The sequence below is a fragment of the Bibersteinia trehalosi genome, assembly GCF_004346205.1.
Lineage (GTDB): Bacteria > Pseudomonadota > Gammaproteobacteria > Enterobacterales > Pasteurellaceae > Bibersteinia > Bibersteinia trehalosi.
This window is the reverse complement of record NZ_SMAM01000007.1, coordinates 66,921-89,532: the sequence shown is the minus strand read 5'-3', so window position 1 is coordinate 89,532 and position 22,612 is coordinate 66,921. Positions and strand designations below refer to the sequence as shown.

Below are 22,612 nucleotides of genomic sequence, written 5' to 3'. Positions count from 1 at the left end.
GAATTTGCAAGATTTTTTGCAAAATTGACCGCTTGCAACGTTATCAGCTTATTCGCTGATAGAAAATTTTTCCGACTCTATCAATATGCTCAATAAAATTCGGATTGCTGAGTTGATGATAAATAGAAAGGTCGAATAAATAAGGCGAGTCGGAATCATCTAAATCACCCCAAATTCGTTTAACAATATCGTAAGTGAGCTTTTCACCTTTAAAGGTTAAATCAATATCCGAACCTTCACGATAATTCCCTTTTGCCCTTGAACCATAGATAATGGCTTGCTCAACTTCGGGATATTTTGCCAGAATGTCGGTAATAGTTTTCGTCGCTCGCTCGCTTAATCCAAAGTCTGACATAACGCATTTACTCGTTGTTCAAAAGCAATGAAAAGTGGCAAGTAATCGTGAATAATTTTATTAAATTCGTTGGTTAATACCGCTACATCATAAGTATGCACGATTAAGTTGCGGCTTTTTATCATTTCTTGCCAAACTTCACCGTGAGTAATAAGGCCTCGATTAAATGCCAAACGAGAAGCGGATTTAGAGCCTAAAATTTCGGTTTCGCCTTCCCATTTCAAAATATCTTGCATTAACTTCCACGCAAGTTCGTGGGTGATTTCAAAGCTCTGAATTATCCCCTTTTTGATTACATCAACATCAGTATCAGCATATTTTTCGCTTTCACTTTTTAAATAGCCTACTGCTTTTTGATAGTTATCAAATCGTTGTTTCCAGCGAATATCTGTCATTGGTTATCCTTGATTATTTACGCCTTTCCGTTACCGTTTTACCGCCAATCCCCCAACTATCCATTGGAATTTCATCAATCACAACAACGGTTGTTTCAGGATTTTTATTTAAAATACGCTGCAACAAATCCGTAACACCGGCAATAAGCTCGGCTTTTTGTTTAGCAGTTGGGGCTTCTGTTCCACCTGTAATTTTAATATTGACGTAAGGCATAACTTACTTCACTTCATAAAACTGTGGTTCTGCTTTTTTGCCAAATTTTTCGTTATATTCGGCAATTGCCGCTTCATCACCAGCGGCAACTTTGGCTTGTAAGTTATCGCATGCTTCTTCGCAATCGCACATCTTTTTCATACCTAATGCAGTAATACCACCGCAGCTCCCTTTAATCGTTTTTTTGCTGATAATAAATCCAATCGACATCATAAAAATGATTGCCACAAAAAAACCGAAAGTCAGTAAAATCGTTTCCATTTTATTCTCCTAAATTAGTGAATTAACTTCTCAAATGCTTTTGACGCTTTTGTTTCAAAATGCTGACCATTTTTGATAATCATAAAAATAGCTAGATTCTCTTTTTCCGCGATTTCTAAAGCTTTGTCTGCACCAAGCACAAATAAACCGGTTGATAATCCATCAGCAGTCATTGTCGTTGGAGCAAAAACTGTAATAGATGCAAGATTATGGTTAATCGGGCGAAGCTGTTTTGGATCAATAATATGTGAAAAACGGTTGCCCTGTTCATCTTCAAAATAGTTGCGATAATCACCCGAGGTTGCCATCGCTAAATTATCTAATGGCACGATAATTTGTGTTGCCACTCCCTGTGCTAAGGCAGGTTGCTCGATCGCAATTCGCCAAGCCTGACCTTGTAAATTTTTACCTTTACCACGCAGCTCACCACCAATTTCCACCAAATAGTTTTCTACCCCGAGTTGTTCAAGCTGTTCCGCAAGTTTATCTACACCAAAACCTTTAGCTATCGAAGAGAGATCTAAATAAAGATCAGCCTCTTTTTTAGTTAATTGATTATTTTCGAGCAGCAATTTATCAATCCCAACTGACCGAGATTTTTCCGCAATCTGCTCAGCACTTGGCACTTTATTTAAACGCTTATCAGGTCCGAATCCCCATAAATTAACTAAAGGTCCGACTGTAACATCTAAAGCTTGCTCAGTAATAGTGTTTAAGCGGATTGCTTCCTGAACTACTGTGGCAAAGTCTTGGCTAATCACAAAAGGTTTATTCGCCTCTTTCATTTGGTTAAATTGTGAAATTTGCGAATCTTTTTGATAAGTGGACATTTCATCATTCACCGTTTTTAGCAAACGATCTAATTTTGCTTGCACATCACTTGATTTAGGCAAACTTGCCACTTTGCCATCATCAATATATTTTATGCTATACGTTGTGCCCATTGTTTTACCCGTTAAGGTAATTTGTTCAGGGGCTTTATCACAAGCGGTAAGAAATAGGGAAAAAAATGCAAAAAAGAGAAATTTTTTCATAGCTTTCATTCAGTTAAAAATTTGCGGAAAATTGTAACATATTTATGGAATAAGCACTTCATAACGTTGCAAAATGATCTGTTTGAATGCTTCACTGCAACTTGCCCAATCCACTAAATCAACCGTAAAAGGTAAATCTGAGTCGGTAAAAGCAAGTTCTAATTCAGTTTGCTGACGAATGCTAAGCGGCTGTTCAGTCATTAAGGCTAAATCTAAATCAGAATAGGTTTTCGCTGTGCCTTTAACACGAGAACCGAATACCCAAACCGTTGTGTTGGGCAACTGCTTGGTTAGAATATCTCGTACTTGCTGAATTTGTAATTCGGTTAAATCAATCATTGGCATTGCGTTTTTGAAGCTGTGTGACTAAAAATCGGGTGCTTTCCAAAAAAGCAGCGATCCCATTATAAACTTGCAGGGCTTTATTTTGATCGTAAGTATGTGAGGTAATGTTTCGCATTTTACGATAATCAAACCAACTTTCAGGGGATTCAATCAAACCTGCCTGTGCCGACATTCTTAGAATATCCCGAAAATCGCTACTATCAATATCACTATCATTTGACTCTATGGTTTTAAGCTGACGCTTTAACATTTTGATCGAAAGCTCATATACAAATTCAAACTTTTGGATACTCCCTGCAATCAGCGTATCTTGCACAATCTCTTCTTGTTGATTAAACCATTCTTGATTTTCTAATTTTGAGATCGTTTTTTCTAACGAAGTAAATGCATCTTGTAATGCGGTAATATTGAGTTTTTCCATATCTGACTTTAACAATTTGTTTTAGGCGAATGACATTCGCCCCTACAATTCATATTACTAAATCCCCCAAAGAGATTTAAGAATATAAACTAAATCAAGCGGTGGGTTTTGCAAAAATTTTTACAAAACTCACCGCTTGTTTTTATTTGAAGTTAAGGTTTATCAACCACCGAAGTCATCTAATAAGATGTTCTCGTCTTCAACACCTAAGCTCTTCAGCATACCGATTACGGCAGCATTCATCACTGGTGGACCACACATATAGTATTCACAATCTTCAGGTGCTTCGTGATTTTTCAGATAGTTTTCATAAAGCACATTGTGAATAAAGCCACGGTAGTAGTCTTCATTATCACCCGGTAATGGATCTGAAAGTGCAACATACCATTTGAAATTATCATTCTCTGCTTGAAGCATATTGAAGTCTTCAACATAGAACATTTCACGTTCAGAACGAGCACCGTACCAGAAGGTCATTTTACGTTTTGATTTCAGACGTTTTAATTGGTCAAAAATATGTGAACGCATTGGTGCCATACCTGCACCACCACCGATAAAGACCATTTCTGCATCGGTATCTTTCGCAAAGAATTCACCGAACGGACCAGAAATTGTTACTTTATCACCTGGTTTTAATGACCAAATGTAAGAAGACATTTGACCCGGTGGCGCATCAGGCTGACGTGGTGGAGGCGTTGCAATACGCACGTTTAGCATAATAATGCCTTTCTCTTCTGGGTATGAAGCCATTGAGTAAGCACGCACGATATGCTCGTCCACTTTTGACACATAACGCCATAAATCAAATTTGTTCCAGTCTTCGTGATATTCTTCAGGAATATCAAAGTCTTTATAATTTACCACGTGTGGATCAGCTTCAATTTGAATATAGCCACCAGCACGGAATGGTACTTCTTCGCCTTCTGGAATTTGTAATTTAAGCTCTTTGATGAAGGTTGCTTTGTTATCATTAGAAATAACAGTACATTCCCATTTTTTTACACCAAAGATCTCTTCAGGCAATTCAATATCCATTGAAGATTTTACGTTTACCTGACACGCTAAACGATAGCCTTCTTTTGCTTCACGTTTGGTAATGTGTGAAAGCTCGGTTGGTAAAATCTCACCACCACCGCTTTTCACTTTCACAACACACTGACCACAAGAGCCACCGCCACCACAAGCACTCGATACGAAAATACCTTTGCTAGCTAATGCACCAAGTAATTTACCACCAGCTGGCAGAGTAATTGCTTTTTCTGGATCATCATTGATAGAGATCGTGATGTCGCCAGAATCCACTAATTTTGATTTAGCAAATAGGATAATTACCGCAAGTAACAATACAAGGGCGGTAAATACCACAATACCGAAAATAAAATCACTCATTCGATACGCTCCTTATAATTGAATACCTGAGAACGACATAAAGCCTAATGCCATTAAGCCTACAGTGATAAAAGTGATACCTAAACCACGTAAGCCTGCTGGAATATCAGAGTATTTCATTTTCTCTGTTAAGCCTGCAAGAGCAACAATCGCTAACATCCAACCTGTACCGGCACCGATACCATATACCACAGACTCTGCGAAGTTATATTCACGTTGTACCATAAATGATACCCCACCAAAAATCGCACAGTTTACGGTGATAAGTGGTAAGAAGATACCTAATGCACTGTAAAGCGCTGGGAAGAATTTGTCCAAAATCATTTCTAGAATTTGAACTAACGCTGCAATTACACCGATAAAAGTAATGAAGTTAAGGAATGAAAGATCCACTCCTTCAACAAGTGCATTTGGTTTTAATACATACGAGTACACAAGTTGGTTCGCAGGCACAGCAATACCAAGTACCACAATTACCGCAATCCCTAAACCGAATGAGGTTGAAACTTTCTTAGATACCGCAAGGAATGTACACATACCAAGGAAGAAAGAAAGTGCCATATTCTCAATGAAGATGGATTTTACAAAGAGACTAATATAGTGTTCCATTGATTATTTCTCCACCTGTTCTGGTTTCCAAGTTCTGATTGCCCAGATTACGAAACCGATAATAAAGAACGCACTTGGAGCAAGTAGGAACAAGCCGTTTGCTTGATACCAACCGCCATCTTGTACAGTTTGGAATACGGTCATACCGAAAAGTTTACCTGAACCGATCAGCTCACGGAAGAACGCTACAACGATTAACATTGCACCATAACCTAAACCGTTACCGATACCGTCCACAAAGCTTTCCATCGGGCCTGATTTCATCGCAAATGCTTCTGCACGACCCATTACGATACAGTTGGTAATAATTAAGCCAACGAATACCGATAACTGTTTAGATAAGCCGTAAGCATACGCACGTAAAATTTGGTCAACCAAAATTACCAATGATGCGATAATTGCCATTTGCACAATAATACGAATGCTGTTTGGCACATAATTACGAATCAAAGAAATGAACAAGTTTGATAATGACACCACGAAAGTTACTGCGATTGCCATTACAAAGGCTGTTTCTAATTTGGTCGTTACCGCAAGTGCAGAACAGATACCTAAAATCTGTAATGCGATTGGGTTGTTATCCACAATTGGTGATAACAATAATTTTTTCAAATTTGAGCCTGCCATTAGTTAGCTCCTGCTTTCAATTTGGTTAAATATGGACCAAAGGCGTTTTTGCCGAACCAGTATTTGAAAGTACCGTCCACACCGTTTGAAGTTAGTGTTGCACCAGATAAACCATCAATACCGTGATCTTTATCGGCAGAAGCACCTTTTCCAATAGTGATTGCTGATTCGCCTTGTTCGTTTTGTAATTTCTTACCAACGAAGTTAGCCTGCCAACGTGGGTTTTCAATTTCACCACCAAGACCCGGAGTTTCACCGTGATCATAGAAAGTGATACCTTTAATGGTATTACCATCTGGCTCAACTGAAACAAAACCATACATCACAGACCATAAACCTGTACCGTACATTGGTAGTACGATTTGGTTTACTTCACCTTGTGCATTTTTAACCAAATATACTTCTGCATATTTCGCACGAGCACGTAAGCCCGCTTTATCGTCGGCTGGCGCAATCGAAACGCTTTGTGCAGGATCTTTTGCCGCTGCTTTTGCGTCAAAATTGGTTACGCCTTCTACATAGTCGCCAGTTGCTAAATCAACAATTTTAGCTTCAATGTTTTTTGCATAAGTCTCTTTGATATCGCTTGCTTTATCCGATTTTAATAAACCAGCAACGCTTAAAATATTTTTCTGTTTATCAAGCACTTTCTGCTCTTCTTGAGTAGGCTTAAGCAGCACTGCTGCACCAGCTACGATTAAAGAACAGATTAAACTCAATAACACAACGACAGTAATAGTACCGCCAACACTATCTTTATTGAATTTAGACATTGCGAATTCTCCGACGTTTGATGTTAGCTTGAACCACTAGGTAGTCAAAGATTGGCGCAAACAAGTTAGCAAATAAGATCGCTAACATCATACCTTCAGGGTATGCTGGGTTTGCTACACGGATAATCACAGCCATTGCACCGATTAATGCGCCATACCACCATTTACCTTTGTTAGTAAATGCCGCAGATACAGGGTCTGTTGCCATAAAGAACATACCCAGTGCAAAGCCACCTAATACTAAGTGCCAATGCCAAGGCATTGAGAACATAGGATTAGTGTCAGAGCCAATGAGATTGAATAAAGTTGCAGTTGCTGCCATACCAATCATTACACCGGCAATAATTCGCCAAGATGCAATACGTGCAAAAACAATAATTGCTGCACCGATCATAAGCATTAAGGTAGATGTTTCACCGATAGAACCTGGAATGTTGCCTAAGAATGCGTCCATCCAAGTAATATCTGCGCCAGTTGCAACGTGTTTTAAGCCTGCTTCGCCACCTGCTGCCCATTGAGAAAGTGCAGTTGCACCTGAGAAACCATCAGCCGCAACCCATACGGTATCACCCGAAATTTGAGCAGGGTAAGCAAAGAAGAGGAAAGCACGACCTGCTAACGCTGGGTTCATAAAGTTTCTACCCACGCCACCAAAGACTTCTTTTGCAACCACCACACCGAAAGTAGTTGCAAGGGCTGCTTGCCATAGTGGTAATGTTGGCGGCACGATAAGTGCTAAAAGAATAGAGGTAACAAAGAAACCTTCATTGATTTCGTGTTTACGCACCATTGCAAATAATACTTCCCAGAAACCACCTACTAAGAAAACGGTTAAGTAAAGCGGTAGGAAGTAAGTTGCACCTAGCAACATTTTGCTACCCCAACCTGCATTAGCCACAGAGCCTAAGGTATCCGCAAAACCATAGTGCCAGTTATTTGCCACTAAATCTGCTAATGTCCCCATTTGGGTTGCAGCAAGAATTGCTTGATGACCTACGTTATACATACCGTAGAACATTGCAGGGAATAATGCGAACCATACGAATAACATCATACGTTTAGAGTCAATCGCATCACGTACGTGGGCATCTTTTTGCGTTACTGTACCTTGAACGAAAAGCACAGTCGCAACGGCTTCATACAAGATATACCATTTCTCATATTTACCGCCCGGCAAAAACGCAGGTTCCATTTTTTCTAATAAATGTTTCAAACCCATTTTTAACCTTCCTTCTCGATTTTCTCTAACGCTTGGCGTAACAATGGCCCCCAGTTATTTTTACCTGAGCACACAAAGGTACATAACGCTAAATCTTCTTCATCTAACTCTAAACAGCCTAATGCTTGAGCTGAATCAGTATCGCCAGCTTCTAAATCACGCAACAATAATGTTGGGATAATATCTAATGGCATTACACGCTCATATGCACCTGTTGGTACCATTGCACGGTGTCCACCGTGAACAGCTGTGGTAAAGTTAAATAATTTCTTCGCAAAGTGTCCAAGCGTTGTACGAGTAATTGAGTATTTATCACCGTAAGGTGCAATCATACCGAATAACACTTTTTCACGCCCTTCAAGCAATACAGAAACCTGCAACGCATAACGACCTAAATAATCGTGTGGACCACTTGCTTTCGCACCGCTTAATACAGAACCTGAAATCACACGATTTTCACCGTCATTTAACTCATTTGCGGTTAATTGAGAAAGGTTTGCACCTAAACGGGTACGGATCAAACGAGGATTTTTCACCTGCGGGCCTGCAAGCGAAATGACACGTTCAACATTTAATTCACCAGTCGTAAATAATTGACCGATAGCAATCACATCTTGATAGTTCAAATACCACACTTGTTTTGTGATACTAACAGGATCAATAAAATGAATGTGCGTACCAGCAAGACCCGCTGGGTGTGGACCTTTAAAGCGGTTAGTTTGCACATTTGCAATTTGCTTACTCTGTGCCGCATTTAAGATATTAGAATCAGCTGCGCCACATAAATGTACGGTTTTGCTGCCATCAAATAAACGACTTAATACCGTTAAACCATTGAAAAATGCTTGATTATTTTCAGCAATGATCACTTCTGGATCCGCACTCAATGGATTTGTATCCATTGCATTCACGAAAATAGAAGACGGTTCAGCATCTAATGCTGGCACTTTGCTAAATGGACGAGTACGGAATGCAGTCCAAAGACCTGATTCCACAAGATTTTGTTTTACTTGGTCTGCAGTTAAAGAAGCCAACTGTGCTTCTTCATAGCAGTTAAAGGTAATTTGCTCATCACCCTCAACACGAATAACGACTGACTGAAGAACACGTTTTTCGCCACGATTAATCGCAACAACAGTACCGCTGGCAGGCGCGGTGAAAACCACACCAGGATTCTTTTTGTCTTCAAAAAGCACCTGACCTTTTTTCACAATATCGCCTTCGCGAACCTTCATAGAAGGACGCATACCCACAAATTCTTCGCCAAGCACAGCAACTTCAGTAACAGCATTGCCATTACGGATTACTTGCTCAGGTTTTCCGTTAATCGGAAGATCCAAGCCTTGTTTAATTGTAATCATATTGTTTGCACTACTTTTGGTTGGGTTAAAAAAAATGGTTGTTTAGGAAACTCCTAATCACAACCGCTGCTATTGAGCCGCAATCAAATTTGATAAACGTAGAATTCCCCCACTTATCAATAAGACCGCATTAAGTTCTCAAATCGGTTACTTCGCATACAGCGAACAAAATAGTGCGCTATTTTAGCTAAAATCATCTTAAATTTCTACTTTAGAAACATTTTTTTAACCTACAGCCTTGGAAAATTTGACCCTAGTCAAAAATCAGAGATGGCGCTAAAATAGCTGGCAATTTTTAGATTTAATCAGGATAGATTATGACCAACATTACAATTTCAGATGCAGCACAAGTACACTTCCGCCGTTTACTTGATCAACAAGAAGAAGGCACGAATATTCGTATTTTCGTGGTCAATCCAGGGACACCTAATGCTGAATGTGGGGTTTCTTACTGCCCTGCAAATGCAGTAGAAACAACGGATACTGAAATCAAATTCAACACGTTCTCCGCTTTTATTGATGATATTAGCCTGCCATTTTTAGACGATGCCGAAATCGATTACGTGACCGATCCAATGGGTTCACAGCTCACGTTAAAAGCGCCCAATGCCAAAATGCGTAAAGTCGCAGACGATGCACCATTTATTGAGCGTTTAGATTATGTGATTCAAACCCAAATCAACCCGCAGCTTGCCAGCCATGGCGGTCGCATTACCTTGATTGAAGTCACCGAAGATAAAATTGCGGTATTACAATTCGGTGGTGGCTGTAATGGCTGCTCGATGGTTGATGTCACCTTGAAAGATGGTATTGAAAAACAACTTCTCGCTCAATTCCCTGATGAATTAAATGGCGTGAAAGATGTAACCGAACACCAACGTGGTGAGCATTCTTATTACTAACAGGTTGAATTTTTGTAGGAGCGGATCAGTGTGTCTGCCCAAATCATTTCATCGACATAACGGGCGAACACATCGGTTCGCCCCTACACGAAATTATTATCACAAGCGGTCATTTTCCCTCAAGTTTTTGCAAATTTTTATTAAAATTCAACCGCTTGAATATTCAAATGGAACAGCCAATGCAAACTAGTTTCTACCGTGGTCGTTTTTCCGTTGCCCCAATGCTTGACTGGACTACTCGCCACTGCCGTTATTTTCATCGCCAATTTTCTCAGCACTCACTGCTTTATACTGAAATGATTACTGCCCCAGCAATCTTGCACGCCAAATATGATCTACTTGCTTATGATCCATCAGAAAACCCCGTTGCACTGCAATTAGGTGGCAGTGATCCGAAACAATTAGCCGAATGTGCCAAACGAGTTGAAGAACGAGGGTACTCAGAGATTAACTTAAATGTCGGCTGCCCATCGGATCGTGTGCAAAATGGAATGTTTGGTGCTTGTTTAATGGGTAAAGCAGATTTGGTGGCTGAGTGTGTGGATGCAATGAAAAATGCGGTTAGCATTCCCGTTACCGTCAAGCATCGTATCGGTATTGACGAACTAGATAGCTATGAATTTCTATGCGATTTTATTGAAAAAATCCAACCATATTGCGAAGATTTTATTGTTCACGCTCGCAAAGCGTGGCTTTCAGGTTTAAGCCCAAAGGAGAACCGTGAAATTCCACCACTAGATTATGAACGGGTTTATCAGCTCAAACGAGATTTTCCTCATCTTAAAATCAGCATTAACGGCGGAATAAAAACAATTGATGAAATCAAACATCATTTGCAATTTGTGGATGGGGTTATGGTTGGGCGTGAGGCATATCAAAACCCAAGTTTATTGGGGCAAATCGATCAGGCTCTTTTTGACCCAAATGCCAAAATCATCACTCCGCGCCAAGCCGTTGAAAAAATGCTGCCTTATGTTGAGCAACAATTAAGCAAAGGAGTTTACCTCAACCACATTGTTCGCCATATGCTAGGCAGTTTCCAAAATTGTAAAGGGGCGAGACAGTGGCGCAGGCATCTCAGTGAAAATGCGTGTAAACAAGGTGCTGGCATTGAAATTATTGAACAAGCGTTAGCATTTATTCCAACAGATATTCGCTAACCGCTAAATAAAATGAAAAAATATTTGCAATTTTTCGATTAAAAGCGTAGATTTAGATGCATGCAATTTTGGAGTAAATTATGAACTACAGCGTTAAAAACCATCACCACCATCATTTGACCGATTAATCTTTCGGGCATTTGTTGCGTGTTCGGAAGATAACTTCCGAAATGAAATGGCTTAACGCACCAAAATAACCAATTTCAACCCTTTCGGAAGGTAACTTTCGAAAGGGTTTTTTAATTTCTGCATTTAATAAATTTAAGGATATAACAATGACAAAGCTAAGCAAATTCACTACTTTACTTGCCCTTTCAATTTCAGCCAATGTATTTGCTGAAAATAAAACATTCACTTACTGCCTCGAAGCTTCGCCTGCCGGCTTAAATCCGCAGCTAGTCACAGACGGGGCAAGTTTAGATGTTGGGCAAGCCGTATATAACCGCCTCGTTGATTTTGAGCAAGGTAGCACTAATCTCATACCTTCACTTGCCGAGCGTTGGGAAATTAGTGATGATGGTAAAACTTACACTTTCTTTCTACGCCAAAATGTCCAATTTCACAGCAATAAAAACTTTACCCCAAGCCGTAATTTCAACGCAGATGATGTTATTTTTTCAATTAATCGCCAACGAGATACAAATAACCCATATAACCAAGTTTCTGGGGGAAATTATGAATTCTTCTTAGGTATGGATATGCAAAATATCATTGATAACCTAGAAAAAGTTGATGATTACACGCTTAAAATTCAGCTAAAAAAGCCCAATGCTCCGTTCTTAGCTAATCTTGCCATGGATTTTATGGCTATGTTCTCCGCCGAATATGCCGACAAAATGCTTGCTGCCGGCACCCCAGAAAAACTAGATACCGCCCCGATTGGCACTGGAGCTTTCCAATTCCACTCCTATCAAAAAGATGCGACTGTACGCTTCACTGCCTTCGACAATTATTGGCAAGGTAGAGCAAAACTAGATCGTCTAGTTTTCTCTATTACACCAGATGCCAGCGTACGTTTAGCAAAACTAGAGAAAAACGAATGTCAAGCAATGCCATACCCAAATCCAGCAGATCTTGAGGCATTGAAAAACAATCCAAACATACAATTGCTTGAACAATCAGGCTTAAATATTGGCTATATCACATTTAACTTACGCAAAGCGCCCTTTGATAATCAAAAAGTACGCCAAGCGCTAAATTATGCGGTAAATAAAGATGAAATTTTAACTTCAGTCTATCAGGGCTCTGGCATTAAAGCGAAAAACCCAATGCCAGCAACCATTTGGGGTTATAACAATGAGGTAGAAGATTATGATTACAACCCTGAAAAAGCGAAAACCCTATTAAAAGAAGCTGGGCTTGAGAATGGCTTTAAAACCGAAATCTGGGCAATGCCAGTCGCGCGACCATATAACCCAAATGCACGTCGTATGGCAGAGATGGTACAAGAAGATTGGCGTAAAATTGGTGTAGAAGCCAAAATTGTCAGCTATGAATGGGGCGAATATCTTAAACGAATGGCAGCAGGCGAACACACAGCAGGCATGATGGGCTGGACAGGCGATAATGGCGATCCTGATAATTTCTTAAATACGTTATTAAGCTGTAATGCCGTCGAACAAGGCTCAAACTACGCTGGGTTCTGTAATCCCGAGTACGATCAATTAGTGACTGAAGCTGCAACAATCAGCGAGCAAAACAAGCGGTCAGAATTATACAAAAAAGCGCAAAATATCGTAAAAGAACAAGCTGCTTGGTTACCAATTGCCCACTCAACGGTCTATTTTCCGATGCGTAAAGAAGTGAAGGGGTATGTCTTAAGTCCGTTTTTAGCTCACAACTTTTATACGGTTGATTTGCCTTAATCTCATATCTACAAGCTCAGGAAACTGAGCTTGTTTTTATACTCTATAACGACTTTTTAGCACATGTTAATGTTGCAAATAAGGCATCTAAATTTAAGCCATTTGGGTGATATATCCACGCATTCTGTAAATTTTTTCTAAAACCCAACCGCTTGCATAAGAAAAATTGATTGCAATCCATAAAAAAATTTGTATATTCGATATATTCCGTTTTATCCAAATCATGAAACAACTTTTTAACAACACAACATTATCTGGAGTGAAACATGAAAAAGAAAAACTTCGCTAAACTCTCTCTTATAACATTAGCTATGACCGTCGCCGGTGCCGCTCTCGCAGCTCCCAAAACCTTCGTTTACTGTTTAGAAGCCTCGCCTTCTGCAATGAGCCCAGTGCTCGTGACAGATGGGGCGAGTTTAGATAGTAATGGCCGTACAATTTACAACAAACTCACTGACTTTAAAGAAGGTACTACCGATGTAGTACCATCCCTTGCTGAAAGTTGGGAGATTAGTGAAGATGGTAAAATCTACACGTTTCATTTACGCAAAGGAGTAAAATTTCACGAAAATAAAGCATTCAAACCAAGTCGTGAATTTAATGCCGATGATGTTGTATTCTCATTTAATCGTCAATTTGATGAAAACCACCCATTCCATAAAGTATCTGGAGGAAATTATGAATACTTTATTGGCATGGACATGCAAAATATTATTGATAAAGTCGAAAAAGTGGATGATTACACGGTAAAATTTACCTTGAAGGTGCCAAACGCCCCTTTCTTAGCCAATTTAGGCATGGATTTTGCCGCTATTTTCTCTGCTGAGTATGCTGAGAAAATGCTAAAAGCTGGCACACCGGAGAAAATTGATACCCAGCCAATCGGCACAGGCCCATTCCAATTTGTTGATTACCAAAAAGATGCAACTATCCGTTTCAAAGCCTTTGAGAATTATTGGCAAGGTAAAGCAAAACTTGACCGCTTAGTATTTGCCATTACCCCAGATGCTTCTGTTCGCTTAGCAAAATTGCAAAAAGGCGAATGCCATGCAATGCCGTATCCAAACCCAGCTGATATTGAAAATCTGAAAAAAGACGATAACATCAATTTAATGACTCAGGCAGGAATGAATGTGGGTTATTTAGCTCTGAATAACAAAATCAAGCCACTAGATAACCAAAAAGTTCGCCAAGCATTAAATCACGCGGTGAATAAACAAGCGATTGTTGATGCGGTGTATCAAGGTGCAGGGCAAGTGGCAAAAAATCCAATTCCACCAACAATGTGGAGCTATAACGATGATGTGCAAGATTATGAATATAACCCAGAAAAAGCTAAAGCATTATTGAAAGAAGCTGGTTTTGAAAAGGGATTTGATACCGAGCTTTGGGCTATGCCGGTTTCACGCCCATATAATCCAAATGCACGTCGTATGGCTGAACTTATTCAAGCCGATTGGAAAGCTGTCGGTATAAATGCTAAAATCGTCAGCTACGAGTGGGGCGAATACCTAAAACGCTTGCGCGCAGGTGAAGCAGCAACTTCTATGATCGGCTGGACCGGCGACAATGGTGATCCGGACAACTTCTTAAACACTCTATTAAGCTGTGCGGCTGTCACTTCCGGTTCAAACTATGCTAATTTCTGTCATAAACAATTTGAAGATGTGGTGGTGAATGCAGCACAAGAAAGTGATCACGCTAAACGTGTTGAACTTTACAAACAGGCGCAAGCCATCTTTAAAGAACAAGCACCTTGGATTACCATTGCACACTCAACCGTCTATTTCCCTGTGCGCAAAGAAGTGCAAGGCTATGTGATGAGTCCATTTGGTTTACATAACTTCTACAATGTAGATTTAGCAGAAAAATAATTGGGTATATAAAATATGCCTTTACAAGCGGTTGAAATTTGCAATGTTTTTGCAAAAATTAACCGCTTGTAATATCAATGAATGTAGGGGCGTACTGTGTACGCCCACCTAGATTTAGGGCACAGGTAGTACGCCCCTATGTTTATTAAAATATCTAACAAAGAGATTTTGAATGTTTCAATTTATTCTTAAACGTATTTTAATGGTGATTCCAACCTTTATCGCCATTACTTTGATTACCTTTGCGCTTGTGCATTTGATTCCTGGCGATCCAATTGAGATCCGAATGGGTGAACGTGGGCTTTCGCCTGAAATTCATCAACAAATGATGGAGCAGTTAGGCTTAAATCGTCCACTTTTTGAGCAATACATCAGCTACATTGGCGGTGTACTGCAAGGGGATTTAGGCAATTCATTCCGTAATAATGAACCTGTATTAAAAGAGTTTTTTACCCTTTTTCCAGCAACTGTTGAGCTCGCTTTTTTTGCTTTGCTTTGGTCGTTGATCTTTGGTATTACGCTTGGCGTAATTGCGGCAGTGAAAAAAGATAGCTGGATTTCACATACCGTGAGCACCCTTTCTCTAACGGGTTATTCCATGCCGATTTTCTGGTGGGGCTTAATTTTAATTCTCTATTTTTCCACGCCACTCGGTTTGCCAGCCTCTGGACGTTTACCCTCACAGTATTGGATTGAAGCCGAAACCGGTTTTATGCTGATAGATACTTGGCGCTCAAATGAGCCAGGAGCATTTCTGGCTGCAATCAAATCACTGATCTTACCTTCTATTGTGCTAGGCACAATACCACTTGCTGTGATTACTCGTATGACTCGCTCATCCATGCTAGAAGTGCTAGGCGAAGACTATATTCGCACCGCAAAAGCTAAAGGATTAAATACCACTCGTATTGTGATTGTGCACGCTTTGCGTAATGCGTTAATTCCAGTGGTAACGGTTGTTGGCTTGATTGTTGGGCAACTGCTTTCTGGAGCGGTATTAACCGAGAACATCTTCTCTTGGCCGGGCATCGGCAAATGGATTATTGATGCCATCAACAGCCGTGACTACCCTGTGTTACAAGGCTCAGTGTTGATTATTGCCACGATCATTATCCTTGTAAATTTAACGGTGGATTTATTGTACGGGATTGTGAATCCTCGTATTCGTCATTCGTAATATAAATGGACGTATGTAATACGCCCCTACCACTATCAAGATCTTAATTAAACATTTGTAGGGGCGTATTGCATACGCCCAATTAAGCGGTTAAATTTCCGCAATTTTTTGCAAAATTATTTTTAGTTGGAGTTTCATAATGTCTCAAATAACGGTGGCAAATCCTCCCGCCCCGAAAACCCCATTACAAGAATTTTGGTACTATTTCAAACAGAATAAAGGCGCAGTCATTGGGCTTAGCTTTATTGCTGTGGTCTTTTTTGTGGCAGTTTTTGCCGATTTTATCGCTCCTTTTGATCCAATAGCTCAAAATCGTGCAGATTTACTTTTACCCCCTGCGTGGTTTGAAGGCGGTAAAGTGGCTCACCTGCTTGGTACGGACGATATTGGGCGGGATATTCTTTCTCGCATTATTTATGGTGCAAGATTATCGGTCTTTATCGGCTTGATTATTGTGGTGATGTCGTGCGTATTGGGCGTAGTGCTTGGTTTATTGGCAGGTTACTACGGCAGTACATTAGACATTATCATTATGCGTTTTGTGGATATTATGCTGGCGATTCCGAGCCTACTTTTAACCATTGGCGTAGTGACGATTTTAGGGCCGTCTTTGATAAATGCAGCGATTGCGATAGCGGTGGTATCTATTCCAAGCTATGTGCGTTTAACTCGTGCGGCGGTGATGAGCGAGAAAAACCGAGATTATGTGACCGCTTCTCGTGTCGCAGGGGCAGGTGTATGGCGTTTGATGTTTATTGTGATTTTGCCAAACTGTCTTGCACCGCTGATCGTGCAAATGACAATGGGGATTTCTAATGCGATTTTAGAACTTGCTGCACTCGGTTTTTTAGGCATTGGTGCACAACCACCAACGCCTGAACTCGGCACAATGCTGGCCGAATCTCGTGGTTTTATGCAGGCAGCAAACTGGCTTGTTACCATTCCAGGCTTAGCAATTTTATCGTTGGTATTAGCGTTTAACTTAATGGGCGATGGCTTGCGTGATGCCCTTGATCCAAAATTAAAACAGTAGGAGAGCAAAATGGCATTATTAGAAGTAAACGAACTCTCCGTCCATTTCGGGGAAGAAAAAGCCCCATTCAAAGCGGTAGATCGCATTAGCTATACGGTAAATGAAGGTGAAGTGTTAGGGATTGTGGGGGAATCCGGCTCGGGCAAATCGGTCAGTTCCCTTGCGATTATGGGCTTGATTGATTATCCAGGGCGAGTCTCAGCTAACGCTCTGAATTTTGACGGTCACGATCTGCTAAAACTTAGCCCAAAAGAAAAACGAGAAATCGTTGGGGCAGATGTTTCAATGATTTTCCAAGACGCGATGACCAGCCTCAACCCAAGCTATACGGTTGGTTTCCAAATTATGGAAGCTTTAAAAGTGCATCAAGGTGGCAGCAAAAAATGGCGAAAAGAGCGTGCCATTGAGCTTTTAACGATGGTGGGGATTCCTGATCCTGTTTCACGACTTGAGGTGTATCCCCATCAACTTTCAGGCGGTATGAGCCAACGGGTGATGATTGCGATGGCGATTGCTTGCAATCCAAAATTATTAATTGCAGACGAACCTACCACCGCATTGGACGTAACGATTCAAGCGCAAATTATTGATTTATTGCTAGAATTACAACGCAAAGAAAATATGGCGTTGATTTTGATTACTCACGATTTAGCATTGGTCGCAGAATCGGCACACCGAATTATTGTGATGTATGCAGGACAGGTCGTAGAAGAAGGCAAAGCGGAACAGATTTTCAACGCACCGCTCCACCCTTACACCGAAGCATTATTAAAAGCCTTGCCCGAATTTGCCGAAGGGAAATCTCGCTTGCAATCGCTTTCAGGCGTTGTACCGGGTAAATATGACCGCCCACAAGGCTGTTTGCTCAATCCTCGTTGCCCTTATGCAACCGATAAATGCCGAAGCATTGAACCAGAAATGCAAACCATCAACGGCAGACAGGTGAAGTGTCATTTTCCGTTGGGTGTAAATGAACAACAGAGCGTTAATTTGCAAAAAAATTCATCATTTTAACCGCTTGTAGGGGCGAATTATATTCGCCCTAAACATAGAAAAGAATAATGAAATTTGACCCAAATAGGCACCGTAGAAAATCGTTGCGGTTAAGGCATTATGATTATCGTCAAAATGGCTTATATTTTATTACTTTATGCTGTAAAAATAGAGAATGTTTATTTGGAGAGATTTATTCTAATAAAGTTGTATTAAATCGTTTAGGAAAAATCGCTGTTCAATTTTGGCAAGAAATTCCAAAATACTATCCACAAGTAAAATTACATCAATTTGTCATAATGCCAAATCATATACACGGTATTATTGAAATTCATTCTGTGGAGCATTGGGGCGAATGTAATTCGCCCCTACATAAAGGATTTAACGGAACATCACAAACAGTGGGTGCTATCATTCGAGGATTTAAGTCAGCAGTAACGTCATGGGCTAGAAAAAATACAATGCATTGGGATATATGGCAAAGAAATTATTATGAACATATTATTAGGAATGAAAAATCGTACCACGAAATTTCAGAATATGTTACGAATAATCCCATTTTATGGATACAAGATAGATTTTATATAGAAAAGTAAAATTAACGTTATGATGAATTGTAGGGGCGAATTACATTCGCCCATAATGATTTCAGGGTGAATATAATTCGCCTCTACAATGGTAAAAAAGAATGAACGAAAATAATCAATCCTCACTGCTTAAAGCAGTGAATCTTAAAAAATACTACCCTGTCAAACAAGGGCTGTTTGCTAAGCCAAAGCAAGTAAAAGCGGTTGATGGCGTGTCGTTTACGCTGGAACGAGGCAAAACCCTTGCGGTGGTTGGCGAGTCAGGCTGTGGTAAATCTACGCTTGGGCGAATGCTCACAATGATTGAACCCCCTACCGAAGGCGAACTTTTTTATAACGGACAAAACTTTTTGGAAAATGATAAAGAAACGGTGCAACTTCGCCGTAAAAAAATCCAAATCGTGTTTCAAAATCCGTACGCATCACTGAATCCACGCAAAAAAGTCGGTACGATTTTAGAAGAACCACTGTTGATTAACACCAACCTCTCGGCAAAAGAGCGGAAAGAACAAGTGCTAGAAATGATGGCAAAAGTGGGGCTAAAACCTGAATTTTACGATCGCTATCCGCATATGTTTTCTGGCGGACAACGCCAACGGATTGCCATCGCGCGTGGTTTAATGTTGCACCCTGATATTGTAGTGGCAGATGAGCCTGTGTCCGCTCTAGACGTTTCCGTGCGTGCACAGGTGCTGAATTTGATGATGGATCTACAAGAAGAGATGGGGCTATCTTATGTGTTTATTTCCCACGATCTTTCAGTGGTAGAACATATTGCCGATGAAGTGATGGTGATGTACTTAGGACGCTGTGTGGAAAAAGGCGATACCAAAACGATTTTTGGTAATCCGCGTCACCCTTATACCCAAGCACTGCTTTCCGCAACGCCACGTTTAGATCCGAGCCAACGTAGAGAGCGAATTAAACTTACAGGTGAGCTACCAAGCCCACTTAACCCACCACAAGGTTGTGCGTTTCATGCACGTTGTCGTTTAGCTACCGAAAAATGTAAACAACAACGACCAGAATTAAAAACCTACCAAGATGGTACGCAAATAGCCTGTTTTGTGGTAGAAGAACATTAAGAGAAGAAAAGGGAACCATTGATGTTCCCTTTCTTTTTGCAAAAAATTAGGCGATTTTAACCGCTTGCTATAGCCAGAAGAGGTATCCTATAGTGGCAATCATTACAATGCAAAGTAAATCTAATTTGTAGGAACGTAGCATATCTTTCTGCTTAACCATCCCCGTCCCAAAAACAATAGCATTCGGCGGAGTACCAACTGGCAGCATAAAGGCACAACTTGCCCCCAATGCAATAATTAAGGCAAATCCAAATGGCGACATACCCAATACACTCGCAATTGAGATAAAAATTGGCACTAGCAACGCTGCACTCGCCGTATTTGAAGTAAATTCTGTCAAAACTACGATAAAAGCAGCAATGATTAAGCAAATTAAAGCGTAGTGTTTGCCTTCAATCAGGCTCACAATAGCGTCCGCCATAATTTTGCTCGCCCCTGTTTGCCCCAATACAGCACTCAGCGTTAAGCCTCCACCGAATAAAAAGAGCACGCCCCATTCTGTGTTATCCTGAATCTGTTGCCAATTGACAACTTTACTCATACAAAGTAACAATGCCCCAATAAGCGCCATCACACTGTCGAAACTTTCAATCTTGTGACCCAAACCAATCAGGTTTGCAAGCCAAGGGTTAATAAAGCTGCTTCCCACCCAACAGAGCGCAACAAATAAGAAAATAATTAAGGTGATCCAACGCTCTGAATTCATCTTAATTTTTTCAAAATGATATTCAAATTCGCGATTAAATTTAGGTTTAAAGGTTAAATATAATACGCCAATCATCAAAGGTAGAAGCAGAGTCATCACAGGCAAGCCATACATCATCCATTCTGCAAAGCCAATTCCTAGCTGGCTCGCTGCAATTGCATTTGGAGGGCTCCCCACAAGTGTTCCCATACCGCCAATACTGGCACTATAAGCAATCCCAAGCAATACAAATACATAAGTATTATGCTCTTTTTCTCGATCCATATTACTTAAAATACCCATTGCCAATGGCAACATCATTGCCGCTGTGGCGGTATTACTCATCCACATGGATAAAAATGCCGTCACTAAAAAGAGATAAATCACGGCAGTAAATAATTTTCCCTTGGCTAACGACATAATTCTATTGGCGATCATTTTATCCAATTGTTGAATATGCAATGCCGTTGCAAGTGCAAAACCGCCAAAAAAGAGAAAAATTGTTGGATCGGCAAAAGCAGTTAATGCTTGTTTAGAAGGCATGATACCTAATGCAATCGTGAGCACAGGCACACATAATGCAGTTATCGTGACATGTACTGTCTCTGTGAGCCATAAGATGGCAACAAATGCTAACAATGCTAGGCCTTTAGTCGGCTCGGGCTCAAAAGGAAGCGTATGGAGTAGTGTAAAGAAGAGAATCACATCGATGAAAAAAATCATCGTCTTACGAGAGAATGTTTTCATAGGAATTATTATAAGAGTTAACGGATCGCTATTATAAAAAACCCAAAATTTGCCGAATTATTCTGGATCAAATTTCTTGATTATCAGTGGCGACTTTATCGCCAAATAGTATTTGGTAAAAAAATGGGATTTTTTGACCGCTTGCTCAAAAGCGTTAGGCATATCATAGAAGAATAGATGGATGATCGCCCTCGAAGAACTAATCTGAGCTCACAAGATTTGTCATTGCCAACGCTTTACGTTCAATCTCCAACCATTCTGATTCAGGTTCAGACTCGGCAACAATGCCTGCTCCCGCATATACCAGCATCTCTTTTGCCCTCACTAATGCAGAACGCAAGGTCACGCAGAACTCCGCCTGTGCAGGCGAAAAATAGCCTAATGTCCCTGCATACCATCCACGCGTAAAAGGTTCATGCTGTTGTATAAACTGTTTAGCCTCTGTGCGTGGCAACCCTGCTACAGCTGCAGTCGGATGAATGCGCGCAAGACACTGGCTATCCCCAATATCAGGTGCTAATTCCGTTTGAATAAAACGGCGTAAATGCTGCACATTCTTTAATGCCTTGATATGCGCATCGCCCACCTGAATATCACCAGCACAATCCGCCAAATTGGTGCAAATATCATCGACCACCAACCAATTTTCATACAAATTTTTGTGATCGTTTAATAGCCACAAGGCATTTTGTGCAGTTTCAGTAATATCGTGGCTTACTGCAACCGTTCCGGCGAGCGCTTCGGTAAGTAGCTGCTTATTTTGTCGCTGATATAAACGCTCAGGGCTTGAGCCAATAAAACATTCATGGAGATTCTCAGCCCATAAAAAATGGTAGCAACCTTGATTCAAATGCCGACTTTTCGCCAATAAATCATAACCAGAAAGAGGCGAAGAAAGCTGCCAACTCGTTGCATTTGCCAATACCACTTTATCAAAGGCATCTGTTTTAATCGCACTGATTGCTTGCTGAATGTTGGTTTGCCATTGCTCAAAGCTACAGAGTTGTTTTTTAGCAATCACCTGATTTTTCGTTGAACCAAAAGTACGAGGCTCATCAAGTTGCGCTAAAAACGCGACTAAATTTGCTTGCTCATCTGCATAGCCAAAGAGCTCTGCTCGCAGTTGTTCTTCCGTTTGCCAGAGCAATAAGCGCGGTAAAATAAAATGAATCTGCCCCTCAAACTGAATGCCGCCCACCAAATGCACTTGATGTTGATGACAAAATGCTTCTGCTGCCGCTAATTGCTGAAAACGCAAGACTTGTCCAAGCGCAACGAAAGTATCGCGTTGTGCACGCTGTTGCCAAAACATTTGAGGAAAGCAGGCTTGCCCTTTTAGCCAACTAAGCAAATCAGCATCGTTAGGCTGGCATTTTACCGTTGCACTAAAACGGAGTAATCCTGCGCTTACTTCGTTTTGTGCAAGCTGTTGGCTAAGTGCTTGCGTAAGTTGGGTAAAAACAGACATTAGAAAATAGAGAGCATAAAATAATTAACCACA

General features: G+C 40.6%; 24 protein-coding genes and 1 other annotated feature. Of the genes, 9 read left to right on the top strand and 15 right to left on the bottom strand.

What is annotated here, in order from left to right:
• Positions 1-43: 43 nt before the first annotated feature.
• The 13 genes from EDC51_RS08385 to EDC51_RS08325 form a co-directional block, all read right to left on the bottom strand.
• Entirely contained in the window at positions 44-355 is a 312-nt protein-coding gene (locus EDC51_RS08385; protein WP_125134965.1) for a nucleotidyltransferase domain-containing protein, read from the bottom strand.
• A complete protein-coding gene (locus tag EDC51_RS08380; protein ID WP_131928675.1) occupies positions 337-750 on the bottom strand; it encodes a nucleotidyltransferase substrate binding protein in 414 nt (137 codons plus the stop codon). Before EDC51_RS08380 ends, EDC51_RS08385 begins: the two co-directional genes overlap by 19 nt.
• A 13-nt stretch (positions 751-763) precedes the next feature.
• Positions 764-964: a tautomerase family protein gene (locus tag EDC51_RS08375; RefSeq protein WP_131928674.1), complete on the bottom strand. Its 201-nt coding sequence runs from the start codon at positions 962-964 to the stop codon at positions 764-766.
• Positions 965-967: 3 nt separating this feature from the next.
• On the bottom strand, positions 968-1,225 hold the full coding sequence (gene nqrM, locus EDC51_RS08370) for a (Na+)-NQR maturation NqrM (RefSeq protein ID WP_015432067.1): 258 nt from the start codon (positions 1,223-1,225) through the stop codon (positions 968-970).
• Between the two features lie 14 nt (positions 1,226-1,239).
• Positions 1,240-2,268, bottom strand: a complete 1,029-nt coding sequence (locus EDC51_RS08365) for an FAD:protein FMN transferase (RefSeq protein WP_131928673.1) — start codon at positions 2,266-2,268, stop codon at positions 1,240-1,242.
• 33 nt (positions 2,269-2,301) lie between these two features.
• Positions 2,302-2,598 carry a nucleotidyltransferase family protein gene (locus EDC51_RS08360; RefSeq protein WP_015432065.1) on the bottom strand — a complete coding sequence of 99 codons (297 nt, stop codon included), beginning with the start codon at positions 2,596-2,598 and terminating at the stop codon, positions 2,302-2,304.
• Positions 2,591-3,025, bottom strand: a complete 435-nt coding sequence (locus EDC51_RS08355) for an HI0074 family nucleotidyltransferase substrate-binding subunit (protein WP_015432064.1) — start codon at positions 3,023-3,025, stop codon at positions 2,591-2,593. Before EDC51_RS08355 ends, EDC51_RS08360 begins: the two co-directional genes overlap by 8 nt.
• A gap of 162 nt (positions 3,026-3,187) precedes the next feature.
• A complete protein-coding gene (nqrF, locus tag EDC51_RS08350; RefSeq protein WP_131928672.1) occupies positions 3,188-4,414 on the bottom strand; it encodes an NADH:ubiquinone reductase (Na(+)-transporting) subunit F in 1,227 nt (408 codons plus the stop codon).
• 12 nt (positions 4,415-4,426) lie between these two features.
• The gene (nqrE, locus tag EDC51_RS08345) at positions 4,427-5,023 is read right to left on the bottom strand and encodes an NADH:ubiquinone reductase (Na(+)-transporting) subunit E (protein ID WP_025267242.1); all 597 of its coding nucleotides are present in this window, start codon (positions 5,021-5,023) and stop codon (positions 4,427-4,429) included.
• 3 nt (positions 5,024-5,026) lie between these two features.
• On the bottom strand, positions 5,027-5,650 hold the full coding sequence (locus tag EDC51_RS08340) for an NADH:ubiquinone reductase (Na(+)-transporting) subunit D (protein ID WP_015432061.1): 624 nt from the start codon (positions 5,648-5,650) through the stop codon (positions 5,027-5,029).
• Positions 5,650-6,423, bottom strand: a complete 774-nt coding sequence (locus EDC51_RS08335; protein ID WP_015432060.1) for a Na(+)-translocating NADH-quinone reductase subunit C — start codon at positions 6,421-6,423, stop codon at positions 5,650-5,652. The genes EDC51_RS08340 and EDC51_RS08335 overlap by 1 nt, the downstream gene beginning before the upstream one ends.
• Positions 6,416-7,642, bottom strand: coding sequence for an NADH:ubiquinone reductase (Na(+)-transporting) subunit B (locus EDC51_RS08330; RefSeq protein WP_125134969.1), 1,227 nt, complete (start codon positions 7,640-7,642; stop codon positions 6,416-6,418). Before EDC51_RS08330 ends, EDC51_RS08335 begins: the two co-directional genes overlap by 8 nt.
• 2 nt (positions 7,643-7,644) lie before the next feature.
• A complete protein-coding gene (locus tag EDC51_RS08325; RefSeq protein WP_131928671.1) occupies positions 7,645-9,003 on the bottom strand; it encodes a Na(+)-translocating NADH-quinone reductase subunit A in 1,359 nt (452 codons plus the stop codon).
• A gap of 317 nt (positions 9,004-9,320) precedes the next feature.
• On the opposite strand from EDC51_RS08325, the gene nfuA reads away from it, so the two are divergent.
• From nfuA to EDC51_RS08280, 9 genes are all read left to right on the top strand, one after another.
• On the top strand, positions 9,321-9,905 hold the full coding sequence (nfuA, locus tag EDC51_RS08320) for a Fe-S biogenesis protein NfuA (RefSeq protein WP_015432057.1): 585 nt from the start codon (positions 9,321-9,323) through the stop codon (positions 9,903-9,905).
• Between the two features lie 179 nt (positions 9,906-10,084).
• Positions 10,085-11,065 carry a tRNA dihydrouridine(20/20a) synthase DusA gene (gene dusA / locus EDC51_RS08315; protein ID WP_131928670.1) on the top strand — a complete coding sequence of 327 codons (981 nt, stop codon included), beginning with the start codon at positions 10,085-10,087 and terminating at the stop codon, positions 11,063-11,065.
• A gap of 103 nt (positions 11,066-11,168) precedes the next feature.
• Positions 11,169-11,307, top strand: a sequence feature (His leader region).
• Positions 11,308-11,340: 33 nt separating this feature from the next.
• On the top strand, positions 11,341-12,930 hold the full coding sequence (locus tag EDC51_RS08310) for an ABC transporter substrate-binding protein (protein WP_015432055.1): 1,590 nt from the start codon (positions 11,341-11,343) through the stop codon (positions 12,928-12,930).
• A 266-nt stretch (positions 12,931-13,196) separates the two neighbouring features.
• Entirely contained in the window at positions 13,197-14,804 is a 1,608-nt protein-coding gene (locus EDC51_RS08305) for an ABC transporter substrate-binding protein (RefSeq protein WP_131928669.1), read from the top strand.
• Between the two features lie 172 nt (positions 14,805-14,976).
• Complete coding sequence (locus EDC51_RS08300; RefSeq protein WP_015432052.1) at positions 14,977-15,981, top strand: ABC transporter permease subunit; 1,005 nt, start codon at positions 14,977-14,979, stop codon at positions 15,979-15,981.
• Positions 15,982-16,120: 139 nt separating this feature from the next.
• Positions 16,121-17,014: an ABC transporter permease subunit gene (locus tag EDC51_RS08295; RefSeq protein ID WP_131928668.1), complete on the top strand. Its 894-nt coding sequence runs from the start codon at positions 16,121-16,123 to the stop codon at positions 17,012-17,014.
• Between the two features lie 9 nt (positions 17,015-17,023).
• Positions 17,024-18,028 carry a dipeptide ABC transporter ATP-binding protein gene (gene dppD / locus EDC51_RS08290; RefSeq protein WP_131928667.1) on the top strand — a complete coding sequence of 335 codons (1,005 nt, stop codon included), beginning with the start codon at positions 17,024-17,026 and terminating at the stop codon, positions 18,026-18,028.
• Positions 18,029-18,075: 47 nt separating this feature from the next.
• Complete coding sequence (locus tag EDC51_RS08285) at positions 18,076-18,603, top strand: transposase (RefSeq protein WP_131928666.1); 528 nt, start codon at positions 18,076-18,078, stop codon at positions 18,601-18,603.
• Between the two features lie 92 nt (positions 18,604-18,695).
• Positions 18,696-19,679 (top strand): peptide ABC transporter ATP-binding protein, encoded by a 984-nt coding sequence (locus EDC51_RS08280; protein ID WP_131928665.1) that lies wholly within the window; start codon positions 18,696-18,698, stop codon positions 19,677-19,679.
• A 67-nt stretch (positions 19,680-19,746) separates the two neighbouring features.
• On the opposite strand, the gene EDC51_RS08275 is transcribed toward EDC51_RS08280, so the two are convergent.
• Both EDC51_RS08275 and EDC51_RS08270 read right to left on the bottom strand, forming a co-directional pair.
• Positions 19,747-21,111, bottom strand: coding sequence for a DASS family sodium-coupled anion symporter (locus EDC51_RS08275; RefSeq protein WP_015432047.1), 1,365 nt, complete (start codon positions 21,109-21,111; stop codon positions 19,747-19,749).
• A gap of 199 nt (positions 21,112-21,310) precedes the next feature.
• A complete protein-coding gene (locus tag EDC51_RS08270) occupies positions 21,311-22,579 on the bottom strand; it encodes an isochorismate synthase (RefSeq protein ID WP_025267247.1) in 1,269 nt (422 codons plus the stop codon).
• Positions 22,580-22,612: the final 33 nt, after the last annotated feature.

Coding starts and splice junctions, on each gene's coding strand:
- EDC51_RS08385 (WP_125134965.1), bottom strand. CDS start 355: ATGTCAGACTTTGGATTAAGCGAGCGAGCGACGAAAACTATTACCGAC.
- EDC51_RS08380 (WP_131928675.1), bottom strand. CDS start 750: ATGACAGATATTCGCTGGAAACAACGATTTGATAACTATCAAAAAGCA.
- EDC51_RS08375 (WP_131928674.1), bottom strand. CDS start 964: ATGCCTTACGTCAATATTAAAATTACAGGTGGAACAGAAGCCCCAACT.
- nqrM (WP_015432067.1), bottom strand. CDS start 1,225: ATGGAAACGATTTTACTGACTTTCGGTTTTTTTGTGGCAATCATTTTT.
- EDC51_RS08365 (WP_131928673.1), bottom strand. CDS start 2,268: ATGAAAGCTATGAAAAAATTTCTCTTTTTTGCATTTTTTTCCCTATTT.
- EDC51_RS08360 (WP_015432065.1), bottom strand. CDS start 2,598: ATGATTGATTTAACCGAATTACAAATTCAGCAAGTACGAGATATTCTA.
- EDC51_RS08355 (WP_015432064.1), bottom strand. CDS start 3,025: ATGGAAAAACTCAATATTACCGCATTACAAGATGCATTTACTTCGTTA.
- nqrF (WP_131928672.1), bottom strand. CDS start 4,414: ATGAGTGATTTTATTTTCGGTATTGTGGTATTTACCGCCCTTGTATTG.
- nqrE (WP_025267242.1), bottom strand. CDS start 5,023: ATGGAACACTATATTAGTCTCTTTGTAAAATCCATCTTCATTGAGAAT.
- EDC51_RS08340 (WP_015432061.1), bottom strand. CDS start 5,650: ATGGCAGGCTCAAATTTGAAAAAATTATTGTTATCACCAATTGTGGAT.
- EDC51_RS08335 (WP_015432060.1), bottom strand. CDS start 6,423: ATGTCTAAATTCAATAAAGATAGTGTTGGCGGTACTATTACTGTCGTT.
- EDC51_RS08330 (WP_125134969.1), bottom strand. CDS start 7,642: ATGGGTTTGAAACATTTATTAGAAAAAATGGAACCTGCGTTTTTGCCG.
- EDC51_RS08325 (WP_131928671.1), bottom strand. CDS start 9,003: ATGATTACAATTAAACAAGGCTTGGATCTTCCGATTAACGGAAAACCT.
- nfuA (WP_015432057.1), top strand. CDS start 9,321: ATGACCAACATTACAATTTCAGATGCAGCACAAGTACACTTCCGCCGT.
- dusA (WP_131928670.1), top strand. CDS start 10,085: ATGCAAACTAGTTTCTACCGTGGTCGTTTTTCCGTTGCCCCAATGCTT.
- EDC51_RS08310 (WP_015432055.1), top strand. CDS start 11,341: ATGACAAAGCTAAGCAAATTCACTACTTTACTTGCCCTTTCAATTTCA.
- EDC51_RS08305 (WP_131928669.1), top strand. CDS start 13,197: ATGAAAAAGAAAAACTTCGCTAAACTCTCTCTTATAACATTAGCTATG.
- EDC51_RS08300 (WP_015432052.1), top strand. CDS start 14,977: ATGTTTCAATTTATTCTTAAACGTATTTTAATGGTGATTCCAACCTTT.
- EDC51_RS08295 (WP_131928668.1), top strand. CDS start 16,121: ATGTCTCAAATAACGGTGGCAAATCCTCCCGCCCCGAAAACCCCATTA.
- dppD (WP_131928667.1), top strand. CDS start 17,024: ATGGCATTATTAGAAGTAAACGAACTCTCCGTCCATTTCGGGGAAGAA.
- EDC51_RS08285 (WP_131928666.1), top strand. CDS start 18,076: ATGAAATTTGACCCAAATAGGCACCGTAGAAAATCGTTGCGGTTAAGG.
- EDC51_RS08280 (WP_131928665.1), top strand. CDS start 18,696: ATGAACGAAAATAATCAATCCTCACTGCTTAAAGCAGTGAATCTTAAA.
- EDC51_RS08275 (WP_015432047.1), bottom strand. CDS start 21,111: ATGAAAACATTCTCTCGTAAGACGATGATTTTTTTCATCGATGTGATT.
- EDC51_RS08270 (WP_025267247.1), bottom strand. CDS start 22,579: ATGTCTGTTTTTACCCAACTTACGCAAGCACTTAGCCAACAGCTTGCA.